The organism is Methanolobus vulcani, assembly GCF_900100715.1.
GTDB classification, from domain to species: domain Archaea; phylum Halobacteriota; class Methanosarcinia; order Methanosarcinales; family Methanosarcinaceae; genus Methanolobus; species Methanolobus vulcani.
Genome location: NZ_FNCA01000001.1, coordinates 358,824 through 381,818, shown reverse-complemented (window position 1 = coordinate 381,818; position 22,995 = coordinate 358,824). Strand labels below are relative to the sequence as shown.

21 protein-coding genes and 1 tRNA gene are annotated in these 22,995 nt (G+C 41.8%); 4 read left to right on the top strand and 18 right to left on the bottom strand.

Annotated features, from left to right (window positions below):
* Positions 1–97: 97 nt before the first annotated feature.
* Entirely contained in the window at positions 98–2,755 is a 2,658-nt protein-coding gene (gene ppdK, locus BLP52_RS01660; protein WP_202905705.1) for a pyruvate, phosphate dikinase, read from the top strand.
* Between the two features lie 166 nt (positions 2,756–2,921).
* On the opposite strand, the gene BLP52_RS01655 is transcribed toward ppdK, so the two are convergent.
* From BLP52_RS01655 to serA, 16 genes are all read right to left on the bottom strand, one after another.
* Positions 2,922–3,887: a polyprenyl synthetase family protein gene (locus BLP52_RS01655; protein ID WP_091708126.1), complete on the bottom strand. Its 966-nt coding sequence runs from the start codon at positions 3,885–3,887 to the stop codon at positions 2,922–2,924.
* A gap of 20 nt (positions 3,888–3,907) precedes the next feature.
* The gene (locus tag BLP52_RS01650; protein ID WP_091708124.1) at positions 3,908–5,254 is read right to left on the bottom strand and encodes an RNase J family beta-CASP ribonuclease; all 1,347 of its coding nucleotides are present in this window, start codon (positions 5,252–5,254) and stop codon (positions 3,908–3,910) included.
* 59 nt (positions 5,255–5,313) lie between these two features.
* The gene (gene fni / locus BLP52_RS01645) at positions 5,314–6,417 is read right to left on the bottom strand and encodes a type 2 isopentenyl-diphosphate Delta-isomerase (RefSeq protein WP_091708122.1); all 1,104 of its coding nucleotides are present in this window, start codon (positions 6,415–6,417) and stop codon (positions 5,314–5,316) included.
* 39 nt (positions 6,418–6,456) lie between these two features.
* Entirely contained in the window at positions 6,457–7,233 is a 777-nt protein-coding gene (locus BLP52_RS01640; RefSeq protein WP_091708121.1) for an isopentenyl phosphate kinase, read from the bottom strand.
* Complete coding sequence (locus tag BLP52_RS01635) at positions 7,226–8,143, bottom strand: mevalonate kinase (protein ID WP_091708119.1); 918 nt, start codon at positions 8,141–8,143, stop codon at positions 7,226–7,228. Before BLP52_RS01635 ends, BLP52_RS01640 begins: the two co-directional genes overlap by 8 nt.
* 60 nt (positions 8,144–8,203) lie before the next feature.
* Positions 8,204–9,001, bottom strand: coding sequence for an MEMO1 family protein (locus BLP52_RS01630; RefSeq protein ID WP_091708117.1), 798 nt, complete (start codon positions 8,999–9,001; stop codon positions 8,204–8,206).
* 72 nt (positions 9,002–9,073) lie between these two features.
* Positions 9,074–9,730, bottom strand: coding sequence for a 30S ribosomal protein S2 (gene rpsB / locus BLP52_RS01625; protein WP_091708115.1), 657 nt, complete (start codon positions 9,728–9,730; stop codon positions 9,074–9,076).
* A 27-nt stretch (positions 9,731–9,757) separates the two neighbouring features.
* The gene (locus BLP52_RS01620; RefSeq protein WP_091708113.1) at positions 9,758–9,934 is read right to left on the bottom strand and encodes a DNA-directed RNA polymerase subunit K; all 177 of its coding nucleotides are present in this window, start codon (positions 9,932–9,934) and stop codon (positions 9,758–9,760) included.
* A gap of 204 nt (positions 9,935–10,138) precedes the next feature.
* Positions 10,139–10,237 (bottom strand) — tRNA-Pro (locus BLP52_RS01615).
* A gap of 1 nt (position 10,238) precedes the next feature.
* Positions 10,239–10,427, bottom strand: coding sequence for a DNA-directed RNA polymerase subunit N (locus BLP52_RS01610; RefSeq protein ID WP_023846039.1), 189 nt, complete (start codon positions 10,425–10,427; stop codon positions 10,239–10,241).
* A gap of 8 nt (positions 10,428–10,435) precedes the next feature.
* Entirely contained in the window at positions 10,436–10,840 is a 405-nt protein-coding gene (locus tag BLP52_RS01605; RefSeq protein ID WP_091708111.1) for a 30S ribosomal protein S9, read from the bottom strand.
* 17 nt (positions 10,841–10,857) lie between these two features.
* Positions 10,858–11,277: a 50S ribosomal protein L13 gene (locus tag BLP52_RS01600; RefSeq protein WP_091708109.1), complete on the bottom strand. Its 420-nt coding sequence runs from the start codon at positions 11,275–11,277 to the stop codon at positions 10,858–10,860.
* Positions 11,278–11,286: 9 nt separating this feature from the next.
* On the bottom strand, positions 11,287–11,667 hold the full coding sequence (locus BLP52_RS01595) for a 50S ribosomal protein L18e (RefSeq protein ID WP_091708107.1): 381 nt from the start codon (positions 11,665–11,667) through the stop codon (positions 11,287–11,289).
* A 133-nt stretch (positions 11,668–11,800) separates the two neighbouring features.
* Positions 11,801–12,277: a DUF2240 family protein gene (locus BLP52_RS01590; RefSeq protein ID WP_091708105.1), complete on the bottom strand. Its 477-nt coding sequence runs from the start codon at positions 12,275–12,277 to the stop codon at positions 11,801–11,803.
* Positions 12,277–12,759, bottom strand: coding sequence for a hypothetical protein (locus BLP52_RS01585; RefSeq protein ID WP_091708104.1), 483 nt, complete (start codon positions 12,757–12,759; stop codon positions 12,277–12,279). Before BLP52_RS01585 ends, BLP52_RS01590 begins: the two co-directional genes overlap by 1 nt.
* A gap of 46 nt (positions 12,760–12,805) precedes the next feature.
* Positions 12,806–14,377: a phosphoglycerate dehydrogenase gene (serA, locus tag BLP52_RS01580; protein ID WP_091708102.1), complete on the bottom strand. Its 1,572-nt coding sequence runs from the start codon at positions 14,375–14,377 to the stop codon at positions 12,806–12,808.
* Positions 14,378–15,001: 624 nt separating this feature from the next.
* On the opposite strand from serA, the gene BLP52_RS01575 reads away from it, so the two are divergent.
* Positions 15,002–17,206, top strand: coding sequence for an ATP-binding protein (locus tag BLP52_RS01575; RefSeq protein WP_162272921.1), 2,205 nt, complete (start codon positions 15,002–15,004; stop codon positions 17,204–17,206).
* Positions 17,207–17,276: 70 nt separating this feature from the next.
* Here BLP52_RS01575 and alaXM read toward each other — a convergent pair whose 3' ends face one another.
* Complete coding sequence (gene alaXM / locus BLP52_RS01570) at positions 17,277–17,990, bottom strand: alanyl-tRNA editing protein AlaXM (protein ID WP_091708099.1); 714 nt, start codon at positions 17,988–17,990, stop codon at positions 17,277–17,279.
* 71 nt (positions 17,991–18,061) lie between these two features.
* Positions 18,062–18,661, bottom strand: a complete 600-nt coding sequence (gene csa3 / locus BLP52_RS01565; RefSeq protein ID WP_091708097.1) for a CRISPR-associated CARF protein Csa3 — start codon at positions 18,659–18,661, stop codon at positions 18,062–18,064.
* Between the two features lie 187 nt (positions 18,662–18,848).
* Between csa3 and cas3 the strand changes: the two genes are divergently transcribed.
* Positions 18,849–21,437, top strand: a complete 2,589-nt coding sequence (gene cas3, locus BLP52_RS01560; protein ID WP_091708095.1) for a CRISPR-associated helicase/endonuclease Cas3 — start codon at positions 18,849–18,851, stop codon at positions 21,435–21,437.
* Positions 21,434–22,972, top strand: coding sequence for a type I-E CRISPR-associated protein Cse1/CasA (gene casA / locus BLP52_RS01555; RefSeq protein ID WP_091708093.1), 1,539 nt, complete (start codon positions 21,434–21,436; stop codon positions 22,970–22,972). Before cas3 ends, casA begins: the two co-directional genes overlap by 4 nt.
* The last annotated feature ends 23 nt before the right edge of the window (positions 22,973–22,995 follow it).

Genomic DNA, 22,995 nt, shown 5'->3' with positions numbered 1-22,995 from the left:
TCACAGACCACAACCTTAAAGTTATAAAAGAACAATTGTGGCACGACTTAATACTAATTGAATGTCCATCATATGTTCTATGCATGGAGGAAATTCGGTGGCAGATAACAAATTCGTATATTTTTTCGGAAACGAAGAAACTGAAGGTAAAAATAGTATGAAAGATCTGCTGGGTGGCAAAGGAGCCAACCTGGCAGAGATGGCCAATCTGGGAATCCCTGTTCCACCAGGATTTACTATAACAACAGAAGTTTGTTTACTTTATCTTGAAAAAGGGGCTTATCCTGAAGAGGTTATAGACCAGATAAACAACACAATAATAAAGCTCGAAAAGGCAACTGGCAAGAAATTTGGGGACAACGGGAATCCTTTACTTCTATCTGTCAGATCCGGTGCAAGAGTATCCATGCCAGGAATGATGGACACTGTTCTGAACCTTGGTTTAAATGATGATACTGTCACAGCTCTGTCTAATAAGACAGGTAACGAAAGGTTTGCCTATGACAGTTACCGCAGGTTCCTCACCATGTTCGGTGATGTCGTACTAGACATTGAACATGAAAAGTTCGAATCTGCTCTCAGCGCTAAGAAAAAGAACCTTGGTGTTGAACTTGACACTGATCTGAATGCAGATGCACTTAAAGAACTTGCAGAAGAGTTCAAGGGTATCATTAGAAAGGAAACCGGCAATGATTTCCCACAGGATCCACGTGAGCAGCTCCAGATGGCAATAGATGCGGTTTTCAATTCATGGAACAATCAGCGTGCCATAACTTACAGGCGTCTTAACAACATTCCAGGCGAATGGGGTACAGCCGTTAACGTGCAGTCTATGGTTTACGGCAACATGGGTGAGACATCAGGAACCGGTGTGGCATTCACAAGAGACCCTGCAACCGGAGAAAAGCGTTTCTTCGGAGAATACCTCATGAACGCACAGGGTGAGGATGTTGTAGCAGGTATTAGGACACCAGAGCCTATATCCACTCTTAAAGATAACATGCCTGAAGCATACGCTCAACTTGAGGCTATCTACAAGAAACTGGAAGATCACTTTACGGATATGCAGGATATCGAGTTTACCATTGAGGAAGGCAGATTATACATGCTGCAGACCCGTACTGGTAAACGAACTGCGGCGGCGGCGTTAAAAATTGCTGTTGATATGGTCAATGAAGGTCTCATTGATAAACGAACAGCAGTCACAAGAGTTTCCCCCGAACAGATCGATCGTCTTTTACATCCTACCATTGATTCTCAGGCCGAATATGAAGTTGTTGCAACCGGTCTTCCAGCATCCCCCGGCGCTGCCGTGGGTAAAGTTGTTTTCACCGCAGAGCATGCCGAACAGATGGCAAAGTCCAATGAAAAGGTAATTCTCGTACGTACTGAAACGTCACCTGAAGATATCGGTGGCATGGATGCAGCACAGGGAATCCTTACCGTAAGAGGTGGAATGACCTCACATGCAGCAGTAGTTGCAAGAGGTATGGGCAAGCCATGTGTTGCCGGATGTGGTTCAGTAAGCATAGATATGACAAGCTGTTCATTCTCTGTTTGTGATGTTACCATCAGTGAAGGAGATTATGTAACCATTGACGGAAGCACAGGTAATCTCATTCTTGGTGAAGTCGAGCTTGTAACACCAGGTGTAAGCGGAGAACTTGACACACTTCTTTCCTGGGCAGACGAGATAAGGGAAATGGGTGTCAGGACAAATGCAGACACACCTCATGATGCTCAGGTTGCAAGAGACTTCGGTGCTGAAGGTATCGGACTTTGCAGGACAGAGCACATGTTTTTCGGTGATGACCGTATTCCTGCAGTAAGGGAAATGATCCTTGCTGAGGATACTGAAACCAGGAAAGCAGCTCTTGAAAAGCTCCTTCCAATGCAGAAAGAGGACTTTATTGGAATCTTTAAGGTCATGGAAGGTTTCCCGGTCACAATCCGTCTTCTTGATCCGCCACTTCATGAGTTCCTTCCAAAACACGACGAGATCGCAGAGAGACTTGCATCTCTTGAAACAGAAGGTGCAAGTGCATCAGAGATCGAGCGTATTCACAAGATCCTTGAACGTGTTGACTCCATGGAAGAGACAAACCCGATGCTTGGACACCGTGGATGCCGTCTTGGAATCACATACCCTGAAATTTATGCAATGCAGGTAAAAGCTATCATTGAGGCAGCATGTGAGCTTAAGGCAGGCGGAATGGACATAGTTCCTGAGATCATGATACCACTTGTTTCACATGTGAACGAACTCAGCTCAACAAAGAAAGACCTTGTTGAAGTTGCAGAATCTGTCATGGCTGAAAAAGGCTGCAAACTTGATTACATGGTGGGTACCATGATCGAACTTCCAAGGGCAGCACTCACAGCAGACAAGATCGCCAAGGAAGCAGAATTCTTCTCATTTGGAACCAATGACCTTACTCAGACAACATTCGGTTTCAGCAGGGATGATGCAGGCAAGTTCCTTCCATTCTATATCGAGAACTCCATTCTCCCAAGCGACCCATTTGCAGTCCTTGATCAGGAAGGTGTTGGTGAGCTTGTCAAGATAGGTATTGAGAAAGGGCGTTCAACAAGACCTGATATTAAAATAGGAATCTGTGGTGAACATGGTGGAGAACCAAGTTCTGTTAAGTTCGGATACAATGTCGGACTAAACTACGTAAGCTGTTCACCTTTCCGTGTGCCAATTGCAAGACTTGCAGCAGCACAGGCAGTAATTGAAAAGCAGGATAACTAATCCTGATTTCAATTCTCTTTTTTTATTCTTTTTTGTTCCATTTAATTTGATTTGTTTGTTTAGCTTTGAGCATTGGCAAACTCGGGATTTTTCAAAAGCATAGCTACCCAATGAGAATTACTATAAACACAAGTTAAATCCAAAAGAAAAAAGAAGAATTGGCAGATCAATATGATCTTGTGATCATATAATCTGCAACTGCAAGAAGAATTGTCTTTGATTCAGAATCGTCAACAATATTGAGAAGCTCTTTACCTTTTGCAATGTAGTTCAGCGCAAGGTCTCTGACATAACCGATCGAACCTGCATCTTCAAGTTGCTGAACTGCCTCATTGATCTCTTCGGTTGTGGCTTCTCCCTTTCCGAATATCCTGAGCTCGACACCTTTGTTGAGTGCGTGTATGGCAATAAGGGTCTTCTTTCCTTCCATGAGGTCGCTACCCCTTACCTTACCGAGGATCTCCTCAGGTGTTGTCATGTCAATGACATCATCGTAGATCTGGAATGCAATACCTATGAGTCTTCCGAATTCATAGAACGCATCTGATACTTCTTCAGATGATCCACCGAGAATTGCACCGATCTGCATTGAAGCTGCATAGAGTACTCCGGTCTTCTTCTCGATCATCTCAAGGTATTCTTCCTTTGTGACATCATTGCGGTCTTCAAATTCAACATCCATCCACTGGCCTTCGCAGATATCCCTGCATGCCTTGGAAAGAATGTCTATACATTTAAGAATACGTTCTGGTTCTCCTGATGCATGTGTGAGTATCTCGAAAGCCTTTGAATAAAGGGTATCTCCTGCAAGGATTGCTCCTGCTTCTCCCCATTTTACATGAACAGCAGGCATTCCACGGCGAATATCATCCCTGTCCATGATATCATCATGGACAAGTGTGAAGTTGTGGACCAGTTCCACTGCTACCGCTGCAGGAAGGACAGTTTCAAGGTCAGAACCAACAGCTTCTGCTGCAAGTATCACTGTTGCCGGTCTCAGTCTTTTGCCGCCTGCATCAGGGAGGTATCTTGCTGCCTTGTAAAGTTCATACGGCTTGTCAATGGGTAAGTATTCCTCTATTCCTTTATCGACGTGTGATGAACGTTTTTTAATCTCTTCGATAAGATCCATAAACATCCCTATTCTTTAGTTTACTCTTCATCTATGTAGAGCTCTTCTCCGTTCCTCAGAAGGTGAAGAGTGTCACCAAGTACGTATCCAGCATCTTCTGCCATCTGAATGTACTCGCTGTGCATCTGTATGGTTCCATGTGCAGGGATCACGTGTTCCGGTTTGAGCATCCTGAGAAGTTCCCAGTGGTCCTCGCGGTATGCGTGTCCTGAAACATGGACATTATCATAGATCCTGGCTCCGCGCATCTTCAATTTTGTCTCAAGTGCATAGCGGTTTGCCTGTGTCATTGGATTTGGAATGATATTTGCGGAGAATATTATACGGTCTCCTCTGTCAATCTTGAAAGGTGTTTCACCATTTGCTATCCTTCCAAGTACAGCACCTGGCTCGCCCTGGTGTCCTGTGACCACTGGCAGGTATTTATTTTTACCTTTCTCCATGATCTTTGCAAGAGCTTTGTCGATCTCTCTGCGGTTGCCGTAGATCTCGACAGTTTCCGGAAGTTCGATGTATTCCATCTGGTGAGCTGTTGCGATGTACCTCTCCATGGAGCTTCCCATGAGGACTGGAATTCTTCCCATTTCCTGGGCGAATTTAACAATAGAGTTCACACGTGCAACGTGTGATGCAAATGTGGTAACGATCATACCAACATCTGACTCTTCTGTCTCGATAAGCACATCCCTTAGCATGGAATGAGCAATCCTTTCGGAAGGTGCTTTACCGTTTCGTCCTGCATTTGTACTTTCTGTGATAAGGGCTATGACGCCTTCTTCACCAAGTTCCTTGAGCCTGTTAAAGTCAGGAGCTTCTCCAAGGGTTGGGGTCCTGTCAAGCTTAAAGTCACATGCATAGACAATTGATCCGCTTACTGTGTGGATAACAAGAAAAACAGTGTCGATTATGCTGTGCTGGGTGTTAACGAATTCAATGGAAATCTCTTTTGTTATCTCCAGTGAATCACCTGCATTTAAGGATACAATGTTGTTCTTTACCCCGAATTTCCTCTCAGATTCTATCTGGTGTTTGATGAGGGTTGTTGTGTATGGGGTTCCGATAATTGGTGCAGTGTACCTGTGTGCCAGCTTTGAGATCGCACCGATATGATCAAGGTGACCATGTGTACAGACAATTGCACGTACATTTCCATTCACTTCCTTCATTATGGTGTCATCTGGAATGGCTCCCATTTCAATGAGTTCAAGTGAATGCATTTTATCTATTTCCACGTCTTCGTGAATCTGGACTCTGTCCAGACGAAGACCCATATCGACGATGATGATATCCTCGTCAATCCTGATGGCAGTCATATTGCGGCCCATTTCATTGTATCCGCCGACTGCAATAATTCCTATTTCTGTCATATATATTTACCTCTAATTATTAAAATTATTTTATTTAAGTTCCCATTAATAGATGAATGTTATACTCTCTGGAAGTCCTTGTTCTTTGAACGCAGGGCAAAATCCTTTACATTAAACCCGCGCAGTTCCAGATACTCACGTGTCCAGCCACTGATAACTGCCGGCGCAAGATGCAGATCCTTAAGGTCTTTACATCCGCAAAGGAACATTGCAACTTCCATTTCTTTTAGCATGTGCTCTATGCTTTTTACTACCGCATCTTTTCCTTGAAGGGCCGGTCCGACAAAAGGAAGGGCTGCACTTGCAACTGAAGCCCCAAGAGCAATTGATTTTGCAATATCAAGTCCGGTCCTCAATCCTCCTGTGGCTATTACAGGAAGCGATACACTGCATTCCACTATGCTTGGAACAGTGGGTATTCCAAAGTCCCAGAATAATTCTCCTAGCATCTCAGATTCGGTGTCCTTTCTTTCTCTGGCACGGTAAACCTCTACTCCTGACCAGCTTGTGCCTCCGACACCGCCAACATCAATAGCAGCAACTCCTGCCTCTTTAAATATGAATGCATCCTCATCTGATATGCCCGCACCGGTTTCTTTAATGATCACCGGTACTGCCAGTGAACAAATATCCTTGATTACTTCAAGAACGCCAGATGCGTCCCTGTCTCCTTCTGGCTGAATGGCTTCCTGAAGGAAATTCAGATGAACTGCAATAGCATCTGCATCTATCATTTCTATGATCTTCTCAACGCCTTCCACGCCGTATTCTCTGATCTGGGCTGCACCGATGTTGCCATAAACAAATGCATTGGGTGCTTTATCCCTTACAACGCGAAATGATTCTTCCTGCGATGGGTCCTCAATGGCAGCACGCTGACTGCCAACACCGATTCCCAGTCCAAGTTCTTCAACTGCTTCAGCAAGGGCAGCATTGACTGCAGTTGTTTCGGGGTGTCCTCCTGTGATGGAAGCTATCATGAAAGGTGCATTCATTTCCTTTTCCAGAAAACTGACCGATGTATCGATCTCATCCATGTTCATCTCAGGCAGTGCCCTGTGAACGAGCATCACATCATCAAACCCTGCTCCTGTTTTCCTTGATTCTACCGGACTTGCAGCGCATAGTTCTAGATGTTCGATCTTTCTTCTGGATGTGCTCATGATTAATACCCTTATTAATATCTTTACAAAATATGTTTGTTAAATTGTCCTGGTACCAATTGCTGTACCAATATTCTTACCGTTAAGGAACTCAGATATATTTCCTGTATTGCCTGCATTAAATATATAAGAAGTGCTGTTTGATTGCTCACTTAGTTCTAAAAGCTCAAGTACTTTTCCCAGCATGCCGCCGGTGACATCTGTGTTGGCAGAACCACCAAGATACGCCTTTATCTTATCGAAATTTCCATTGTTGATGATGGGTATGACTTCTCCCCTGTCGTCAAGAACGCCTTCTTCTGCACTTCCAATTCCTATTCTTGATGCTTTCATCTGTATTGCCAGATATGGGACTATCTGGTCGCCTGAAAGTACCGAGGTTCCAAGTTCGATGTCCATTACCATGTCACCATGAAGAACAGGCACAAATCCATTTGCAAGCATTTCTTCGATCTGATCAAGGAACATGTTTTTTATGCGGCTGTTGTTTGATACTGTGCATGCCATTGGGTGTACTGGCAATGCGTTAACTCCTGCAGAGTTTAAGGCTTCAACAACCATGGTGTTGAGTTTCCTTACTGACATGTGCGTAATTACGGAACCTTCATGGTCGAATTTCCCGGTAAGTCCGAAACGTTTGACCTGTGGGTGTCCAAATGACCCTGCTCCATGTACAATGATAAGTTTTCCTTCAAAACCTGCAATCTCAGATGCTATTCTTTCGATCTGATTTATTCTTGCAGCACCGTCATCAGCACTCTTGTCTGTGATGACACTACCGCCAATCTTCAGGATAGTAATATTAGTGTTATCCATGCAATGACTCCAATCGCACGCCTTCTGCCGTATTCTTTGTAATTATGGCTTCTCCGCCAGTATCCTCTATTGCTTTTGCAATGTCCTGTGCATTATTTTCCCGGGCAAGTGCAACCATACAACCTCCGCCACCTGCGCCTGTGATCTTGGCGCTAATGGCACCACTGCCACGGGCAGCATATACCAGGGATGAAAGCTCTGCACTACCAACACCAATGGCATCCAGTAGCCCTTGATTAATGTTCATGAGTTTCCCGATGGTTTCGTAGTCACCTTCAGCAACCAGTCTTTCTGCCAGAATGGACATTTGTCCGATGTTGGAAAGTATTGGCTCAACCACAGATGGAAAATCGCTTCTCAGTTTTGCAACATTGCCTACAAGTTCTTTTGTAGAAGAGAATTTGTGAGTATTGCCGACCACAATAGGACAATTGATAAGGTCAAGTTTCTTCCTCTGCGGAATCATAACGACACCACCCATGGTGCTGACGTATGTATCAGTTGGGCTTGCATTGCCCTGAACCATTCTTTCGATCTCATGCCCGGTCTTTGCTATGTCTTCCAGGGAAAGTTCACATTCGTAAAGATGATTCAATGCCTGAATGCTTGCAACTGTAACTGCAGCTGATGACCCAAGTCCTGAACCCACCGGAAGTTGGGATTCTATGACTATATGTACACCTTGTATGTCAGTAAATTGACGCATCTTTTCAATGACATATGATACATAAGGATGGTTATCATGGTCCAGCCCGGTGCGTCCCAGAACAGATTCGATGATTATTTCATCGGATTTTTCCACACTTACTTTCGTGCGAAGTTCAATAGCACAGCAGATAGCGCTTTCTCCATATACAACTGCATGTTCACCAAAAAGGTAAACTTTTCCGGGTGCGGAGCATGTGATCATAGATTTTCTTATCCTTATGTGATATTATGATCTGTTTTGTGAATACAGGTCTTACTGACCTTATTCAATAGTGATTGCCGCGTATCCGACAACTCCTGATATATCCCCGCTAACATCACCGCTTGTTGCATATTTTATCAATGAGGCAGTGCTTGCTCCAAATTCTTTTGAAGCTGCGAGCATGGCCGCGATAGGTCCAAATCCACATGCAGAGATATTTCTTTCTTCCCTGCGCCTGTAAAACTCAGGAATGTCCATATCCAGTATAGCTTCTATCAGGTAGCTATCCTGATCCCTTGCAACAGCATCCGGCTGATAATGCGTAAAGTCACTGGATGCGATAAAGACCGCTTTCTTCCCTGTGGTCTTAACTGCTCTGGCTACCTCTGATCCTACTTCCATGGCTGTTTCTTCATCCTGAAGTCCCATGCATATTGGAAGTATTGTAAAGTCACTGTCGAAACGATGCTGCAAAAATGGTATCTGCACTTCAATGGAATGCTCAAAATGATGCGCAAGCTCATCAAAGTCTATAATAGATCCGGCTAGCTGCTTTCCGATCTCTCTGTCTGTTTCAACAACCCCGAGAGGAGTTGTCCAACTATCCTGGGAAAGAGCTACTGCAGAGCCATATCCTGTATGGTTTGGGCCAAACAGGACGTATGTGTCTGCTTTCGGAAGCCGGGCATATGCATGTGCTGCCACCTCTCCGGAATATACGTATCCTGCATGAGGCACGACAGCACCAAGAATAGGCTCCTCTGAGATAGCCACATCCTTAAAGCACCTGCTAAGTTCCTTTTTCAGACTTTTCGGATTTTGCGGGTAGAATTGACCGGCAACGGTTGTTTGTCTCATACTACTGATCACCCTATATCATTCTATAAGGGTTTCTGGATATATGTAGTATGCTTTTAACAAGTTGTCAGTTCAGACTCCAGCTTCAAAGTCTTCAAGTTCATAAGTGAACATTGAGTCATTGGCCTTTGCGATCTCTCTTGCCAGCAGCCAGTAGACAAGGGAAAGTGCTTTTCTACCTTTGTTGTTGGTTGGGATAACAAGGTCAACGTTTGACGTCATGTTGTTAGTATCACAGAGTGCAACAACAGGGATACCCACATTCACGGTTTCCTTGATTACCTGTGCATCACCGGTTGGGTCGGTTACAATTACCACATCAGGCTCGTAGAAGTACTCTACCTTTGGGTTTGTGAGGGTTCCAGGAATGAACCTTCCTACCATTGATTTTGCACCGATTGCCTTTGCGAACATCTTTGCAGGGAACTGGCCGTACTGTCTTGCGGAAACCACAAGAATTCTCTGTGGGTCGTAGTTTGCAAGGAATGCAGCTGCGAGCTTAATTCTTTCATCGGTTGCCTGGATGTCAAGTACGTAAAGACCATCTGTTCTGACACGATAAACGAATTTCATCATGTTCTCGGTCTTCTGCTGGGTACCGATGTGCACACCTGCTGCAAGGTACTCGTCTATAGGTACAAGTGAAGTTGTTTTTGCTTCTTCTCCTGTCTCGGTTGTTGTTGTTTCGGTAGTAACTTCATTAGTTGTAGTTTCTTCAATTGAATCCATAAAATCACCTTAAAATAGTTTTAAAAATTATGCATCTCTTTTAACAGTAATGGGGATGACCCCAAGTTCGTATTCTCTCTTGGCAAGGAATAATGAGTTCATGCTTGGATCATCGATGAGCACTGGAGCTCCCATAGAAATCTGAAGTGCTCTCGCACCAACGATTCTTGCCTTTTCATACCTGGTGTAATGTTCAGTAGTCAATAGATCACCTGATCAAAATAATATATGGAAATATCAACAGCCCAATTATAGATAGCTACCCCTATTGCTTCCAAAAAGTGTTCCTGTATGAATAGCCATTAATGCGGTCAATGATAACCCTGATAAATATAAATTTATTCGGAATCCCTCCGAATGTGGTCATATTACATTTCAGTCTAAACCAGTATACCTGATTAAAGGGTGTGGGACCGCTGAGATTTGAACTCAGGTTCCGGCGTGTTTCGCATAGTAAATACATATGTCCCGAACGCCGAAGGATGGTCCAGGCTACCCTACGGCCCCTTTACTGGTATGGGGCAAGTGTATCTACTAGCTCGACGTGTGAAAGGATCATCCTTCTGCAACAGTAGCGGACAACCCCAAGATCATCCAGTACAGCAGCCGCGTCTTCACCTTCAGCAACACGCTGTTTGTATTCTTCCCAAACATTTGAGACAACTTTTCCACAGCTGAAACATCGAACTGGTAACATCCTTTCGCCTACCTGTATGATTTCTGATATTTGGCACGTGCACCTGGTCCACCAAACTTCTTGGTTTCCTTCTGCCTGGAGTCATTGACCAGGAGATTACGGTCGTATGCCATGTAAGTATCTCTGAGGGCTGTATCATTGGTCCAGTCTACAATGCCTCTTGCAATTGCAGTCCTTGCAGCATTTGCCTGACCGATGATTCCGCCGCCCTTTACTGTGACATCTATGTCCACGCTTTCAGCAGCCTCGCCAGCAAGCATAACTGCTTCTGTGATCTTGAGCTTTGCAAATTCCGGATCAAAGATCTCAAGTGGCTTCTTGTTGATGCGCACCTTTCCGGTTCCCTTCTTTACTGTTGCGCGTGCAATAGCTGTCTTCTTTTTACCTGATGAGGTTATAACTTTAGTAGTCATTATGATCTTCCTCCTTCTTAGAACTTAGCACCGAGTTTCTTACTGAGGTCGCCGAGTTTGAGGTACTTGTTTGAACTGAGGCGATCCATGTTTGCCTCTTCGATCTTTATACATTCCTTGTTCTCAAGTTCCATTGGAATGCCAACGTATACCTTAAGGTTAGCCATTGCTGCTTTTCCCCTTGCACGTTTGTAGGGGAGCATACCTCTTACTGTTCTCTTAAGAATGCGGTCCGGTCTCTTTGGGAAATAAGGACCGAATTCAGGCTTTCCTCTTCTCACGGTTTCATCATACTCTCTCATTGTGGTGTACTTTGAACCGGAGATTACTGCTTTCTCAGCATTGACGATCTCGACCTTCTCACCAGCAAGCAGCTTTTTTGCAACAGTACTTGCAAGTCTGCCCAGAATAAGTCCTTCTGCATCGATAATTGTCATTTTCTTCACCTACTGCAAGATCTTGATACCTGAACCCTTTGGGTTCTCTTCCATGATCTGTTCAATGGTCAGGCATTTGCCGCCAACCTCTGCGATCTTTTCCATTGCGGTTGCACTGAAGTTGTATGCTGCAACGGTGACTGCCTTCTCGAGGAGTCCTGCACCAAGTACTTTTCCTGCAATAATGACAGTTTCTCCGTCCTTTGCGTACCTGTTGATCTTACTGAGGTTTACCTGTGCATAGTTCTTGCCAGGTTTTTCCAGCCTCTTAGCCACATCTCTCCAGATTGCGACTTCGTTCTGGCGTGCCCCTTCCTTCAGTGCTGCAATGAGCACAGGAGTGTGAGGGTTTGTCTTTCTTTGGATTTTTACGTTTGTAGTCTTGCTCATAATGTTCCTCCGCAAGAGTTTGTCTCACTCACGCACAATGTGCGTTCGAACATCCGTTAGGTGTCAGTTAAGTAAGAACATAGAGTCTGTAAACTCAGACTGGTGTCTGAATAACATTAATAGTACATAAAGATTATGTGGATTTTTCTCCGGTTCCTAAGACCTTACTATAAACACGGTCATAGATAGAATCAATGCTGCATCCCATTTCCCTTGCAACCAGAAGTCCTGCTATCTCGATATCTATAAGATCCCCAAGTTCTTCCTGTTTTTTATTGATCATAACTATGGTATCTTTAGTATTCTTCCCACAACTGGCAACGATCATGGCAATGATATCCTCTATAATTGACCTTTCCTGAAACAGTGAACCTGATGGTTTGAAACCATGCGGTATTTCTATTTTGGAAATATCAAATGCAGGAGTAAGCTCTGCTCCTTCAAACCTAAGCAACTGAGCCCCTATCGCCTTATCCCTGATCTTTGATGCAGCATCTGGTGCCATCCATTTCAGATCAAAGGATAGAACAAATTCAAAATCCTTAATTGACAGGGATTTTTTGTTATTTCTTTTGAAAGGGGTAGCTGCAACAAGCATCAGCTCGTCCATCAGGAACCTCTGCGAAGTTCATCTATAATAGTGTCGGCAACTCTGCCACATTCGGTTCTCTTCGGACCGTCTATATGATTGATCTGGAGAACAAGCAGTTCATGCTCAAGGATGGCCCTGACAAGATAGATATCTCCCCTGAATGGCACACGGTTATACTTTCCGTCAAGGTAGCTGTATCTCAGATGTATCCTGAAATCCACAATACCTTCAGGTTCAAGTGTATCAAGTACACCTTCCACGGTATCATAATTCAGAGGTGAAAAATCAATTCCGTTGGTAACGATTTCCACACCTATTTCTCTTTTAGCCTGGATGCGGTGTCCTCTCTTGGTTACCGATTCGGTAACGAACATCCCGAACTTGCCGTCCATGTTTGCCATCACTTTTACAAAAAAAGGTAGGTCCGAATGGTAGCGGTATTTCTGTTCAAACTCCACAGTCCTGTGCGGAAATCGATGATAAATTCGCTTTCGCATCATTTTTAGCTGCTACCATCCTTTTTGTTTATAGTATTTTGTTCCGGGTTTATAATTTGATGAGCTTGGCGTCGATTATTCCTTCAACTGCCCTCATCTCTTTCAATATATTCTCAGGCACTTCGGAATCAACATTAAGTACCATTATGGTAGTTCCACCTATTTCAGCTCTTCCTACCTGCATACCGGAAATATTTATGCCGTTCTTTCCAAGCACAAGGCAGCATGGTCCGATAACATTTGGCTTATTGACGTGTGTTGCAACGATCATGTATCCGGATGGCACAATATCAACATGCTCTCCATTGACACTTATGATCTTTCCTTTGCCTGCTATAACAGTACCGCCAATGGATACCCTCTCATCACCCATAGTAACTTCAATCTTTATGGTGGAGCTGAACTCTTCTGTTGTCTCTGACTTGCTTTCGATAACTTCTACTTTCCTTGACTTTGCAAGGGCACCTGCGTTCACATAGTTCACTGCAGAACCCAGGGCAACCTGCAGCATACCTTTTATCGCGGCAACTGTGACAGGTCTTGTATCCTTCTCAGCGATGTCACCGTTGTATGATATTGAGATCTTCTCGTAGTTCTTACCAAGGAGTTGCGCGCATGCATTGCTCATTGTCTCAGCGAGCTGAATGTAAGGAGCAAGCATTGTCATAAGCTCTGGTTTTACGGAAGGAATATTAATCGCATTCTTTGCAGTTCCGCCGTTAAGTACAGCAACAACTTCTTCTGCAACTGAAACTGCTACATTGATCTGTGCTTCTGCAGTTGAAGCACCAAGGTGCGGAGTAACTATAATGTTCTTACAGTCAAGAAGTGGCCCGTCAAAAGGTGGTTCACTGGTAAAGACATCAATTGCTGCGCCTGCAATCTTTTCACTATTCAGGGCTTCTGCAAGAGCTTCCTCGTTGATGATGCCTCCACGTGCACAATTGATTATTCTTGCGTTGCTCTTCATCATGCCAAACTCTTCGGCATCGATGATATTTCTTGTATCTTTTGTAAGTGGTGTGTGAACTGTAATGAAATCAGCTTCCTTTGCGATTTCCTGAACGGACATCATCTTCACACCCATTTCCTTTGCCCTCTCGTCTGAGACAAAGGGATCATATGCAAGGATATTCATGTTCATACCCTGTGCTCTCTTGGCAACTTCGGCACCGATACGTCCAAGACCGATAACACCAAGGGTCTTTCCGTTGACCTCAACACCCATGAATTTGCTGCGTTCCCATTTTTTAGCTTTAAGAGATGCATCGGCCTGAGGTACGTTCCTTGCAAGTGCCATCATCATAGCAATTGTATGTTCTGCGGCAGAAAGCATGTTACCTTCAGGCGCATTGACAACAATAATTCCTTTCTCTGTTGCTGCTTCTACGTCTACGTTGTCAACACCAACGCCTGCTCTGCCCACGATCTTCATCTTATCGGCAGCCTCGATGACCTTTCTTGTAACCTGTGTTCCGCTTCTTATTACAAGTGCGTCATATTCCGGTATTTTCTCTACAAGTTCCTCTTCGGAAAGTTTTGTAATAACATCAACTGTGAAATGCTGCTGAAGTATTGTTAATCCCTGTTCTGATAATGGATCACTGACTAGTACTTTCATTTTGTCTATCTCCGCAGATAAGTGCAATAATTATTGCGCATTTTGATTTTATAGGTTTAAAGGACAAATGCAATTATATCTTTTTCTACATAATGCCCGTAAGGTTTTGATTTCGTTCAAGTGACCTCAACCTATTTTAACCTACTTTGTAAATGCACCATTTTACATATACTTGTCTCTTTAAGAATTTAAGTGCGTAATAATATAAAGAAGGATTGTAAAGAAATAAGCGTTAAGGGCATAGAAATTATCACAGGAGGTCCTTGAGGTAATCCATTTTGCCTGATGATTCCAGTCCTTAATTTTTAATCCAGATAAAATAGGAAGTTATATATAAAATCCTCTATATTTGCCTAATGTAAGCCTAAACGCTCTTGAAAAAGAAATAAAGCATCTACAATGCTGAAATGAATTTTTCTTTTTGTAGTAGGAACGTATATGAGAAAAGACGTAAAAATAATACTGATTTCAATATGTTTCGGTCTGACATTTTTAATTGCAGATACGTACATAGCTCATCTGCTCTTTTCTGTTAATATACTGCCTTTTTCCATTGAAGTAAAAGAAACACTATATAACTTTTCCATCAGATCATTTGTATTTTTTGGATTTCTTCTTTTCGGGATGACCGTTTCAAAAATGGCTCAGAAATGCCATTTTGCTGAAAACGAATTAATATCTCAGTTAAGGTTTGAGAACCTTGTTGCAGAGATATCTTCTAATTTCATTGGAAAGAAATTAGAACATATTGACAATGCTATTGAACATTCACTTAAAAAAATGGCTGATTTTGCAGATGCTGACCGCAGCTACCTAATATTACTGTCCCTGGAACCAGGTGAAAACGATACGGTATACCAGTGGCACACTAACGATAGGGATAACAGAAAAATTTACAATTACCCTGGGCGTGATTTCCCCTGGTGGATGGAAAAAATGGCCAGTCCCGAGATCGTTCACATTCCTGACACATCAAAACTACCACCTTCTGCCAATAAGGAGAAGATAGTATTGCAAGAGGAAGGCATTGAATCCGTGCTATCCATACCTTTGCAGTCCGGCGGAAAAATGATCGGTTTTCTTGGATTCGATACGATTGGCCGAAAAAAACAATGGCCACATAATTATGTAAAACTAATGAGGGTTATCGGGGACATTTTCATAGACAGTATCGAACGAAAAAAAGCAGAACAGTCCATCCTGAAGCACCGTGAAAGACTGGCCAGGGCGCAGGAAATCTCGCATGTTGGAAGCTGGGAAGTAGACCTGCGTACAAAGAAACATTTCTGGTCAGATGAAATGTATCATTTAATGGGTTACTCCCCTGGCGAAATTAACATCGGAAGGGATCATTATTATGACAGGATGCATCCGGAGGACAGGGAAACTTTCACTTCATGTACTGAACTGGCGCTTTCCATACCGGGATACAAATTTGATATTAAAACCAGATTTATCAAAAAGAATGGAAGTATCTGTATACTGCATTCTCTTGGTGAGGTCACATGGGACAGTGAAGGAAGGCAGATGCTGTTCCAGGGAACAACCCAGGATATAACAGAAATATCACTTGCCCAGGAGGATCTGCAAAGAAAGAATCGTAATCTTGTGATACTCCAGTCCACGGCCATGATAGCTGCAAGTTCAATGGAAATGAAAGATTTCCTAAGAGATATCCTTAAAGAGATCAATTCATACGTTGGTTGTTCTGCAGGCTCGGTTTACCTTTTCAATTCCGCAGAACACAGATTTGATCTGTGCTCTTCCACAGGTTTCAGGGATAAGATAATCGAGAAGCTGGACTGCTTAAAAGAAGATGATCCGCTCTTTAAGATGGTTCCTGATACTAAGAACACGTGGATAACCGGAAAAGTTGATGAGATAGAAGGATGCCTGAAGTGGATAATCGATTCGGAAAGCATCGGAAAATTAGTTTACATTCCAATCATGGCCCGTGAGGATCTTGTGGGTGTTATTTTACTCCTGCCTGATCAGGATACTATTATATCAAAATCCGATCTCAACATACTTGGTAATGTAGGTCGCCAGATAGGCATAACTGTGGAGAATATACGTCTTATTAATGAAACTCGTAAAGCCTATGAGGAACTGAAATCCCTGGACAGAATGAAGGATGAGTTTGTTGCCAACATAACCCATGAATTAAAAACTCCTCTGATTTCCATCAAAGGATACAGTGAAGTAATATATGAAGGTCTTCTGGGTGAGCTGGAAGATAAGCAAAAACAGTGCATGAAAATAATTGTTTCCAACTCTGAGCGTCTGGAAAGACTCATAGAATCATTACTCAACATGAATTCTCTTTATTTTGAAAAATATCATGTTCTATCTCCTATATACCTGAAAGATGTCCTGGACAATGCAATTACAAGTCTTTCGATGAGATCAGAGGAAAAAGGCATCAGTATAATAAAAGCCTGTCCTGGCGACATGCATCTTGTTTATGGGAACTGTGAATTCCTGAAATATCTTTTTGTGTATATTCTGGATAATGCTATCAAATTCTCATCAAAGGATTCTAAAGTTACCATCACCGTCACTGAATCAGAGAAGGAAGTTCATATATCGGTTACTGATCACGGAATTGGCATCCCGGGTTCATGCATGGACAGGATATTTGACAGGTTCTATCAGGTGGATGGCTCAGCCACCCGTATCTATGGTGGAAATGGTCTTGGTCTGTACCTGGCAAAAAATATTGTGGAATTGCATTGCGGAGCAATAGAAGTAGAAAGTGAGGAAGGGGTGGGAACAACAGTTCATATATCTCTGCCTCTGTTCAATCCAGATATCCACGAAACTGAATAATATATCAGGACAATATTAAAAAGAAAAATCAAAAAATAAAATCTAAGATCTTATTAATGCCGATAAGTTCTCACTCATCTGCAAATTTAAAATATACTCTTCTGTTGTTCTTTCCTTTGTTCTCGGCTTTTATTATTGATATGTGTGGAATGTCACCGGTATTTGCCATGTGTGTACCTCCACATGCCTGCACATCAACACCAGGAATACTGATTATCCTTATCTCTTCGATCTCAGGAGGGAATGCATCCTTGAGTTTGACAACAGAAGGAATGCTGAAAGCTTCTTCACGTGGCATTATATCAATGCTCACCGGAATATTGCGATCTATAATCTCATTGACCTTGCTTTCATAGGAAGCTATCTGCTCACGGTCAAAGTCCTCCAGATTGAAGTCAACACGAGTCTTATCTTCTCCAAGCTGATTTCCAGTTATCATGGCACCTGTCTCGTTGTGGATAATAGCACTTAGAATGTGGCAGGCGGTGTGATATTGCATGAAACGGTACCTTCTGTCCCAGTCAATTATTCCCTTTACTTTATCCCCTGGATTAAGTCCGGGTTTTGAAACCTCATGACTGATGTCTCCACCAAATTTTCCGGCGAAGATCACAGGAAACTCTGTGCCGTCTTCCTTCACAAGTTTCCCTGTGTCATGTGGCTGTCCGCCGGATTTTGGATAGAATGCAGTCTGGTCCAGAACCACGAATTTATCATCCTTTACACTTTCAACAGTTGCATCAAACTCTTTCAGGTAACAATCAGTAAGGTATAGTTCTTTCATGGATGCAGTAAAAGTAACTTATCTGAATTAATTTTTTGCATTAGCAATTATCTCTAAATATAAAAGAACGATCAGATTACTGCAAGCCTTCCTGAATCGGTAATGTCGAATCCATCCTCATCTGATATGTAGCCCATTTCCTTGAGTTCACGAATATGATTATAGGCCATTCCTCTTGAGATATCTACTTTCACGGCAATTTTGCTAACTGCTTTCTCACCCTGCTTAATATGTTCAAGGATTGCTTTTTTGGTGGGGGATATATTAAACCCAAGTATAGGAAACTCGATCATAGCATTATCTTCTTCCTTTACATAGACAACCTTTTTTACCATTTCACTTCGTGCATAGGCTCCAAAAAGAGATCCAAATGCCTGTGGTTTTCTTCCGCCCGACACATTGAGAATTACTTGATTTCCCATGTCATGTTCTTGTTCAATGATATCTGCCACATCCTGAGCAACCATTACCGGATCATACAGCGAAGTAATCAGTTTCTGAATCTCAATCACTTTGCCAAATGTGGTTTCCAGTATCCGCTCTGCTTGGGCTTTCTTGTCAACTGCTCCATCTTCTGTAATAACTATCACTCTTGAAGGTGAAAGACGTGTTATACAGACCAGTACGGGGTCGAGTGTGTAGAGTGTAGTTATGAGTGTTAGATTTGGCATCGTTTACCTGTATACAAGTAGACGTATATAGGTGTATTCGATGATATATGGGTACATAGTATTTTGATAGTAATACAGTTTAATTATTGAATAGTAAAGTATATATTAAAGGTATACAGTATTACATTAGATACATTGGAATTTTGCTTAATATTTATCATCAAGCAATTGTGAGAGTGATATTTAATTGAAAGAAATATTCAAATATTGGGGGAAAGCGGAGGAGTCAATCTGGCATCCATTGCCTTATCACTGCATGGATGTTGCAGCAGTTGCTGATAAGTGGTGGGAGAACAGCCCGAGTATACGTCATCGTTTTTCCCATGAAACAGGCTTGTTCGAAGAACAAGCTCATGCATGGGTGATGTTCTTCGTTGCGTTACATGATCTTGGGAAATTTGATGTTCGGTTCCAGATGAAGGTTTTGGATTTAGCTGAAACAAACTACAATGCAAATTTGCCTAAAAATTTAGGAACGAAGAATTATTTTCATGGTGACGAAGGATACAAGTGGTTCGTGCTTGAAAGTGATATTTATTTTGAGAATGTTGCTTACAGGCAGCAAGACTGGTTACAAAATTGGTTTGCCGCAGTTGCAGGACATCACGGGTCTATTCCTACAAACGCTGAACCCAATTTTCCTCCATTTGTTGATGAATCTGTAACAGTGCAAGATTGCCTGGCTCGCCAAATGTTGATACAAGAATTGAACCGCATTTTTTTAGAGCCTGCCGGTATTAGTTTTGATAATATCCCTACAGAAAATCCACCGGTATTGCTTGCAGGATTTTGTAGTGTTTGTGATTGGCTGGGGTCCAATAGAGAACATTTTGAATTCCAACAAATTGAATCCTCAAATGAAGCATCATTAGAGGATTACTTTAGTAGCAGAAAAGAAAATGCATTAAAAGCTTTGAATGACTTTGGTCTTTTAGCTCATGTACATACTATTGGCGGGATGCAAGCTCTTTATCCTGATTACACACCACAGAACATACAAACACTAATCGATAGATTGTCAGTAGAACAGTCTTTAATCATAGTTGAAGCCAGTACTGGCAGTGGAAAAACAGAAGCTGCTTTGGCTTACGCATCCAGATTATTGGCGGATAGTTTAGCGGACAGTATAGTTTTTGCTTTGCCCACGCAAGCAACAGCAAATGCAATGTTAGATCGTCTGGAAAATGTTGCTTACAAAATATTCGAAAGTAATGACAACGTTATCCTGGCACATGGGAAGCGGGATTCTAATGAACACTTCAAAAGGATGATTGAAAGACACAGACAGTCTATTAATCCTCAGGGTGATCTTGAAGCCGGTGCACAGTGTAGTGAATGGTTATCTTCCAGCAGAAAACGTGCTTTTTTAGGACAAATTGCAGTCACTACTGTTGATCAGGTCATGCTTTCAGCAATAAGACCCTTAAAGCATTATTTTGTTCGGAGTTTTGGAATCGGAAAAAGTGTTTTGATAATTGATGAGATTCATGCTTATGATGCTTACATGTACGGCATTTTGGAAGCTGTAATCAAACAACAAAAACAAGCAGGTGGCAGTGTCATTTTACTATCTGCAACTCTTCCTGCATATCAAAAGCAATCGCTGTGTAGTGCGTGGGGTACTGATGCTGTAATCGATGAAAAAGAATATCCTTTGATTTTACAGGCAACAGATAGCGATGTTCATATATTTAAATTAGAGACTCGGAACAATATTCAGGATAAAATTGTTGAAATCGAGTTATGGAAAACGGATGATTGTTCAATATCCAATGAACAACTTGAACAGATAGTTAAAGCAGCAGAAGAGGGAGCTAAAGTCGGCATTGTTTGTAATTTAGTTGATGATGCACAAAGATATGCACATCTTCTAGGTGAAATGGCTTCTATTCCAGTTGATATTTTCCATTCAAGATATCGATACTGTGACAGAATGAATAAAGAAAAAACAGTATTGGATAATTATGATAAAAAGAGTCCTGATCAGGGACGGATATTAGTTGGAACTCAGGTAATTGAACAATCATTGGATATTGATTTTGATTGGATGATATCATTTATATGTCCAATTGATCTGCTATTTCAGCGTATGGGGAGGTTGCACAGGCATTTAAAGCAGCGTCCTGATTCCTATAATAAGCCACGCTGCACGGTTGTGATGCCAAATATTGCTGATGTGGATTTAACTGATAATCCAAAGAAAATATACGGCTTACATAATTTTGTCTATAAAAATACAAGAGTTCTTTGGCGCACTCAATGCTTGTTAGAGCAAAATAATACAATCCAGTTTCCAGAAGCATATCGTGATTGGATTGAACGTGTTTATGATAAGAGCAGATGGGAGAATGAGCCGGAGTCATTGACAAAATTGCATGAAGAATATGAAACGGAAGAATGGGCAAGTAAGTGGATATCGAAGGGACTGACTCAAGCTGATACTTTCTTTATGGATTCAGAAGGCAATGCAAATTCGCTTACACGTGAAGGAAAAATGAATCTAAGTGTAATACCGGTGACAGAAGAAGCTGGAGTTAGATACTTTTTGGACGGTTTGCCTGTACCCAAGCCAGATGATAAGTTTGATCGGGAACTTTTGAGCCAAAACAGTCTGGGAGTTCCAGACAGCAATTTTTGGAGGAGCATTTTGCCTGAAAATCGAGATGGATTGTATTACTTAGCTATGACTAAAACAGATGAAGGATGGCGTTTTGATTATGATGGCGGTTACTTACTTTATACTCAGGACAGAGGTTTGCAGAAGGGCAAAATATGACAGGTTTTAATTTACTTACAGAGGATTGGATTCCAGTTCAAAAGCAAGGGCAGTTTGAAACAATCAGCCTGAAAAGTTTGCTTTGTAATGATGAAGACTGGCAGATTTGTTTGTCCCGCGATGATATGGAAATGGCTGCTTTGCAACTGATAGTTTGTATTGTACAAGTTATTTTCATGCCTGATGACAAATACGATTTGTTAGATGCTTATGAAAAAACAATGAGCGAGGCGGATTATGAGAAGGGCATAGTGTCATTTATGGAATGGTTCGATTTGTTACATCCTAAATATCCATTTATGCAGTGTGCCGATGTGAAAGCTAAAGATGCAAATTCAAAAGGTCAGACTCCTAAAAACTGGACTTCGTTCCAGAAATTATTCATAGGTTTGCCTGAAATTAGTAGTAGCTCGCCTTCTTCAAAAGCATTCTTTAATACTGCATATGAAATCAACAATGCGTTTTATGGAGAAATTGCAATTGCAATTTTTCAGCAAGCTACAAATGGTTTTAGCTTAGGTGGTGCACAATTTGCAGTTGGTTTAAAAGGCTCAATGCCATCAACTACATTGATACAGGCTACAAATTTAAGAAAAACCATCTGGGCTAATGTGATAAATAAAGATTATTTTCATCAAAATACTTCTCTTCTTGATGGAAACAAAAATAATAATCCTAGTTGGGTAGTTCTCCCCTCATTTGATAAAAGTAGTCCAGAGAATGCCCAAAGCATTGGTTTACTAAGAGGTCTTTTTTGGCAACCTGCTAAAATAAAGTTATTTGTTGATGACGATCATATATTATCCGGATTTTTAACAGAACCCGGAATGAGTTACTTTGAGGGATTTTGGAAACATCCACATACACCAATTGATGAAATAGCTTTTAAAGAAAATAAATCCAGTAAAAAACCATTTTTGTCTTTGAGAAGAGACTATCCTGTTTGGACTGAAATGCTAAGTTACTTTTATACTAAAAGTCCCGGACAAGAAGGAGCAAGCAGAGCTGTGGTTGTATCACACTACGAACAAACGATTGGTCGTGGAAAATCAATAAATTTAGTTGTGGGAGGATATGTTAAAGGTGGATCACAAGAAAGTATAGCTGCTAGAAAACACGAATTATATGGAATATCTTCTGGTTGGGAAAATCAGATAGCAGAAATTAATTTGCTAATATCCTACGGTTTAGATGCTCAAAAGGCACTTGATTATGCCATCTACTCTTTTGGAAAGGAGTTAAACGAAATTCGAACTATACGAAATAAGGAGCAGGAGTCAAATTTAATAAAGAAACTGAAAGAGCAAACTAAAAAGAATTATTTTGCAGGGTCTGAGCCAGTTTTTCATAGTATAATGAGAAGATTAGATGTTAGTGAGATATCAAAATACAAAAACTATTTTGTTCAATTGGCTATGGGTACATTTGATACTACTTTTTTACCCTACGAGCATGACCCAAAATTGCTGAAAGCTGTTGTAGCTGGTCGTAGAACGCTAACTAGAAACCTTGCAAAAATAGGAGATAATAACTAACTAAATAATAGGAGAATATGAGG

Coding starts and splice junctions, on each gene's coding strand:
- csa3 (WP_091708097.1), bottom strand. CDS start 18,661: ATGCCAAATCTAACACTCATAACTACACTCTACACACTCGACCCCGTA.
- BLP52_RS01640 (WP_091708121.1), bottom strand. CDS start 7,233: ATGGATAACACTAATATTACTATCCTGAAGATTGGCGGTAGTGTCATC.
- alaXM (WP_091708099.1), bottom strand. CDS start 17,990: ATGAAAGAACTATACCTTACTGATTGTTACCTGAAAGAGTTTGATGCA.
- BLP52_RS01590 (WP_091708105.1), bottom strand. CDS start 12,277: ATGGACGAGCTGATGCTTGTTGCAGCTACCCCTTTCAAAAGAAATAAC.
- rpsB (WP_091708115.1), bottom strand. CDS start 9,730: ATGGATTCAATTGAAGAAACTACAACTAATGAAGTTACTACCGAAACA.
- BLP52_RS01600 (WP_091708109.1), bottom strand. CDS start 11,277: ATGACAATTATCGATGCAGAAGGACTTATTCTGGGCAGACTTGCAAGT.
- BLP52_RS01605 (WP_091708111.1), bottom strand. CDS start 10,840: ATGACTACTAAAGTTATAACCTCATCAGGTAAAAAGAAGACAGCTATT.
- BLP52_RS01635 (WP_091708119.1), bottom strand. CDS start 8,143: ATGATCACATGCTCCGCACCCGGAAAAGTTTACCTTTTTGGTGAACAT.
- BLP52_RS01595 (WP_091708107.1), bottom strand. CDS start 11,667: ATGAGCAAGACTACAAACGTAAAAATCCAAAGAAAGACAAACCCTCAC.
- BLP52_RS01610 (WP_023846039.1), bottom strand. CDS start 10,427: ATGTTACCAGTTCGATGTTTCAGCTGTGGAAAAGTTGTCTCAAATGTT.
- serA (WP_091708102.1), bottom strand. CDS start 14,377: ATGAAAGTACTAGTCAGTGATCCATTATCAGAACAGGGATTAACAATA.
- fni (WP_091708122.1), bottom strand. CDS start 6,417: ATGAGCACATCCAGAAGAAAGATCGAACATCTAGAACTATGCGCTGCA.
- BLP52_RS01575 (WP_162272921.1), top strand. CDS start 15,002: ATGACCGTTTCAAAAATGGCTCAGAAATGCCATTTTGCTGAAAACGAA.
- BLP52_RS01630 (WP_091708117.1), bottom strand. CDS start 9,001: ATGAGACAAACAACCGTTGCCGGTCAATTCTACCCGCAAAATCCGAAA.
- BLP52_RS01650 (WP_091708124.1), bottom strand. CDS start 5,254: ATGACAGAAATAGGAATTATTGCAGTCGGCGGATACAATGAAATGGGC.
- casA (WP_091708093.1), top strand. CDS start 21,434: ATGACAGGTTTTAATTTACTTACAGAGGATTGGATTCCAGTTCAAAAG.
- BLP52_RS01585 (WP_091708104.1), bottom strand. CDS start 12,759: ATGATGCGAAAGCGAATTTATCATCGATTTCCGCACAGGACTGTGGAG.
- BLP52_RS01655 (WP_091708126.1), bottom strand. CDS start 3,887: ATGGATCTTATCGAAGAGATTAAAAAACGTTCATCACACGTCGATAAA.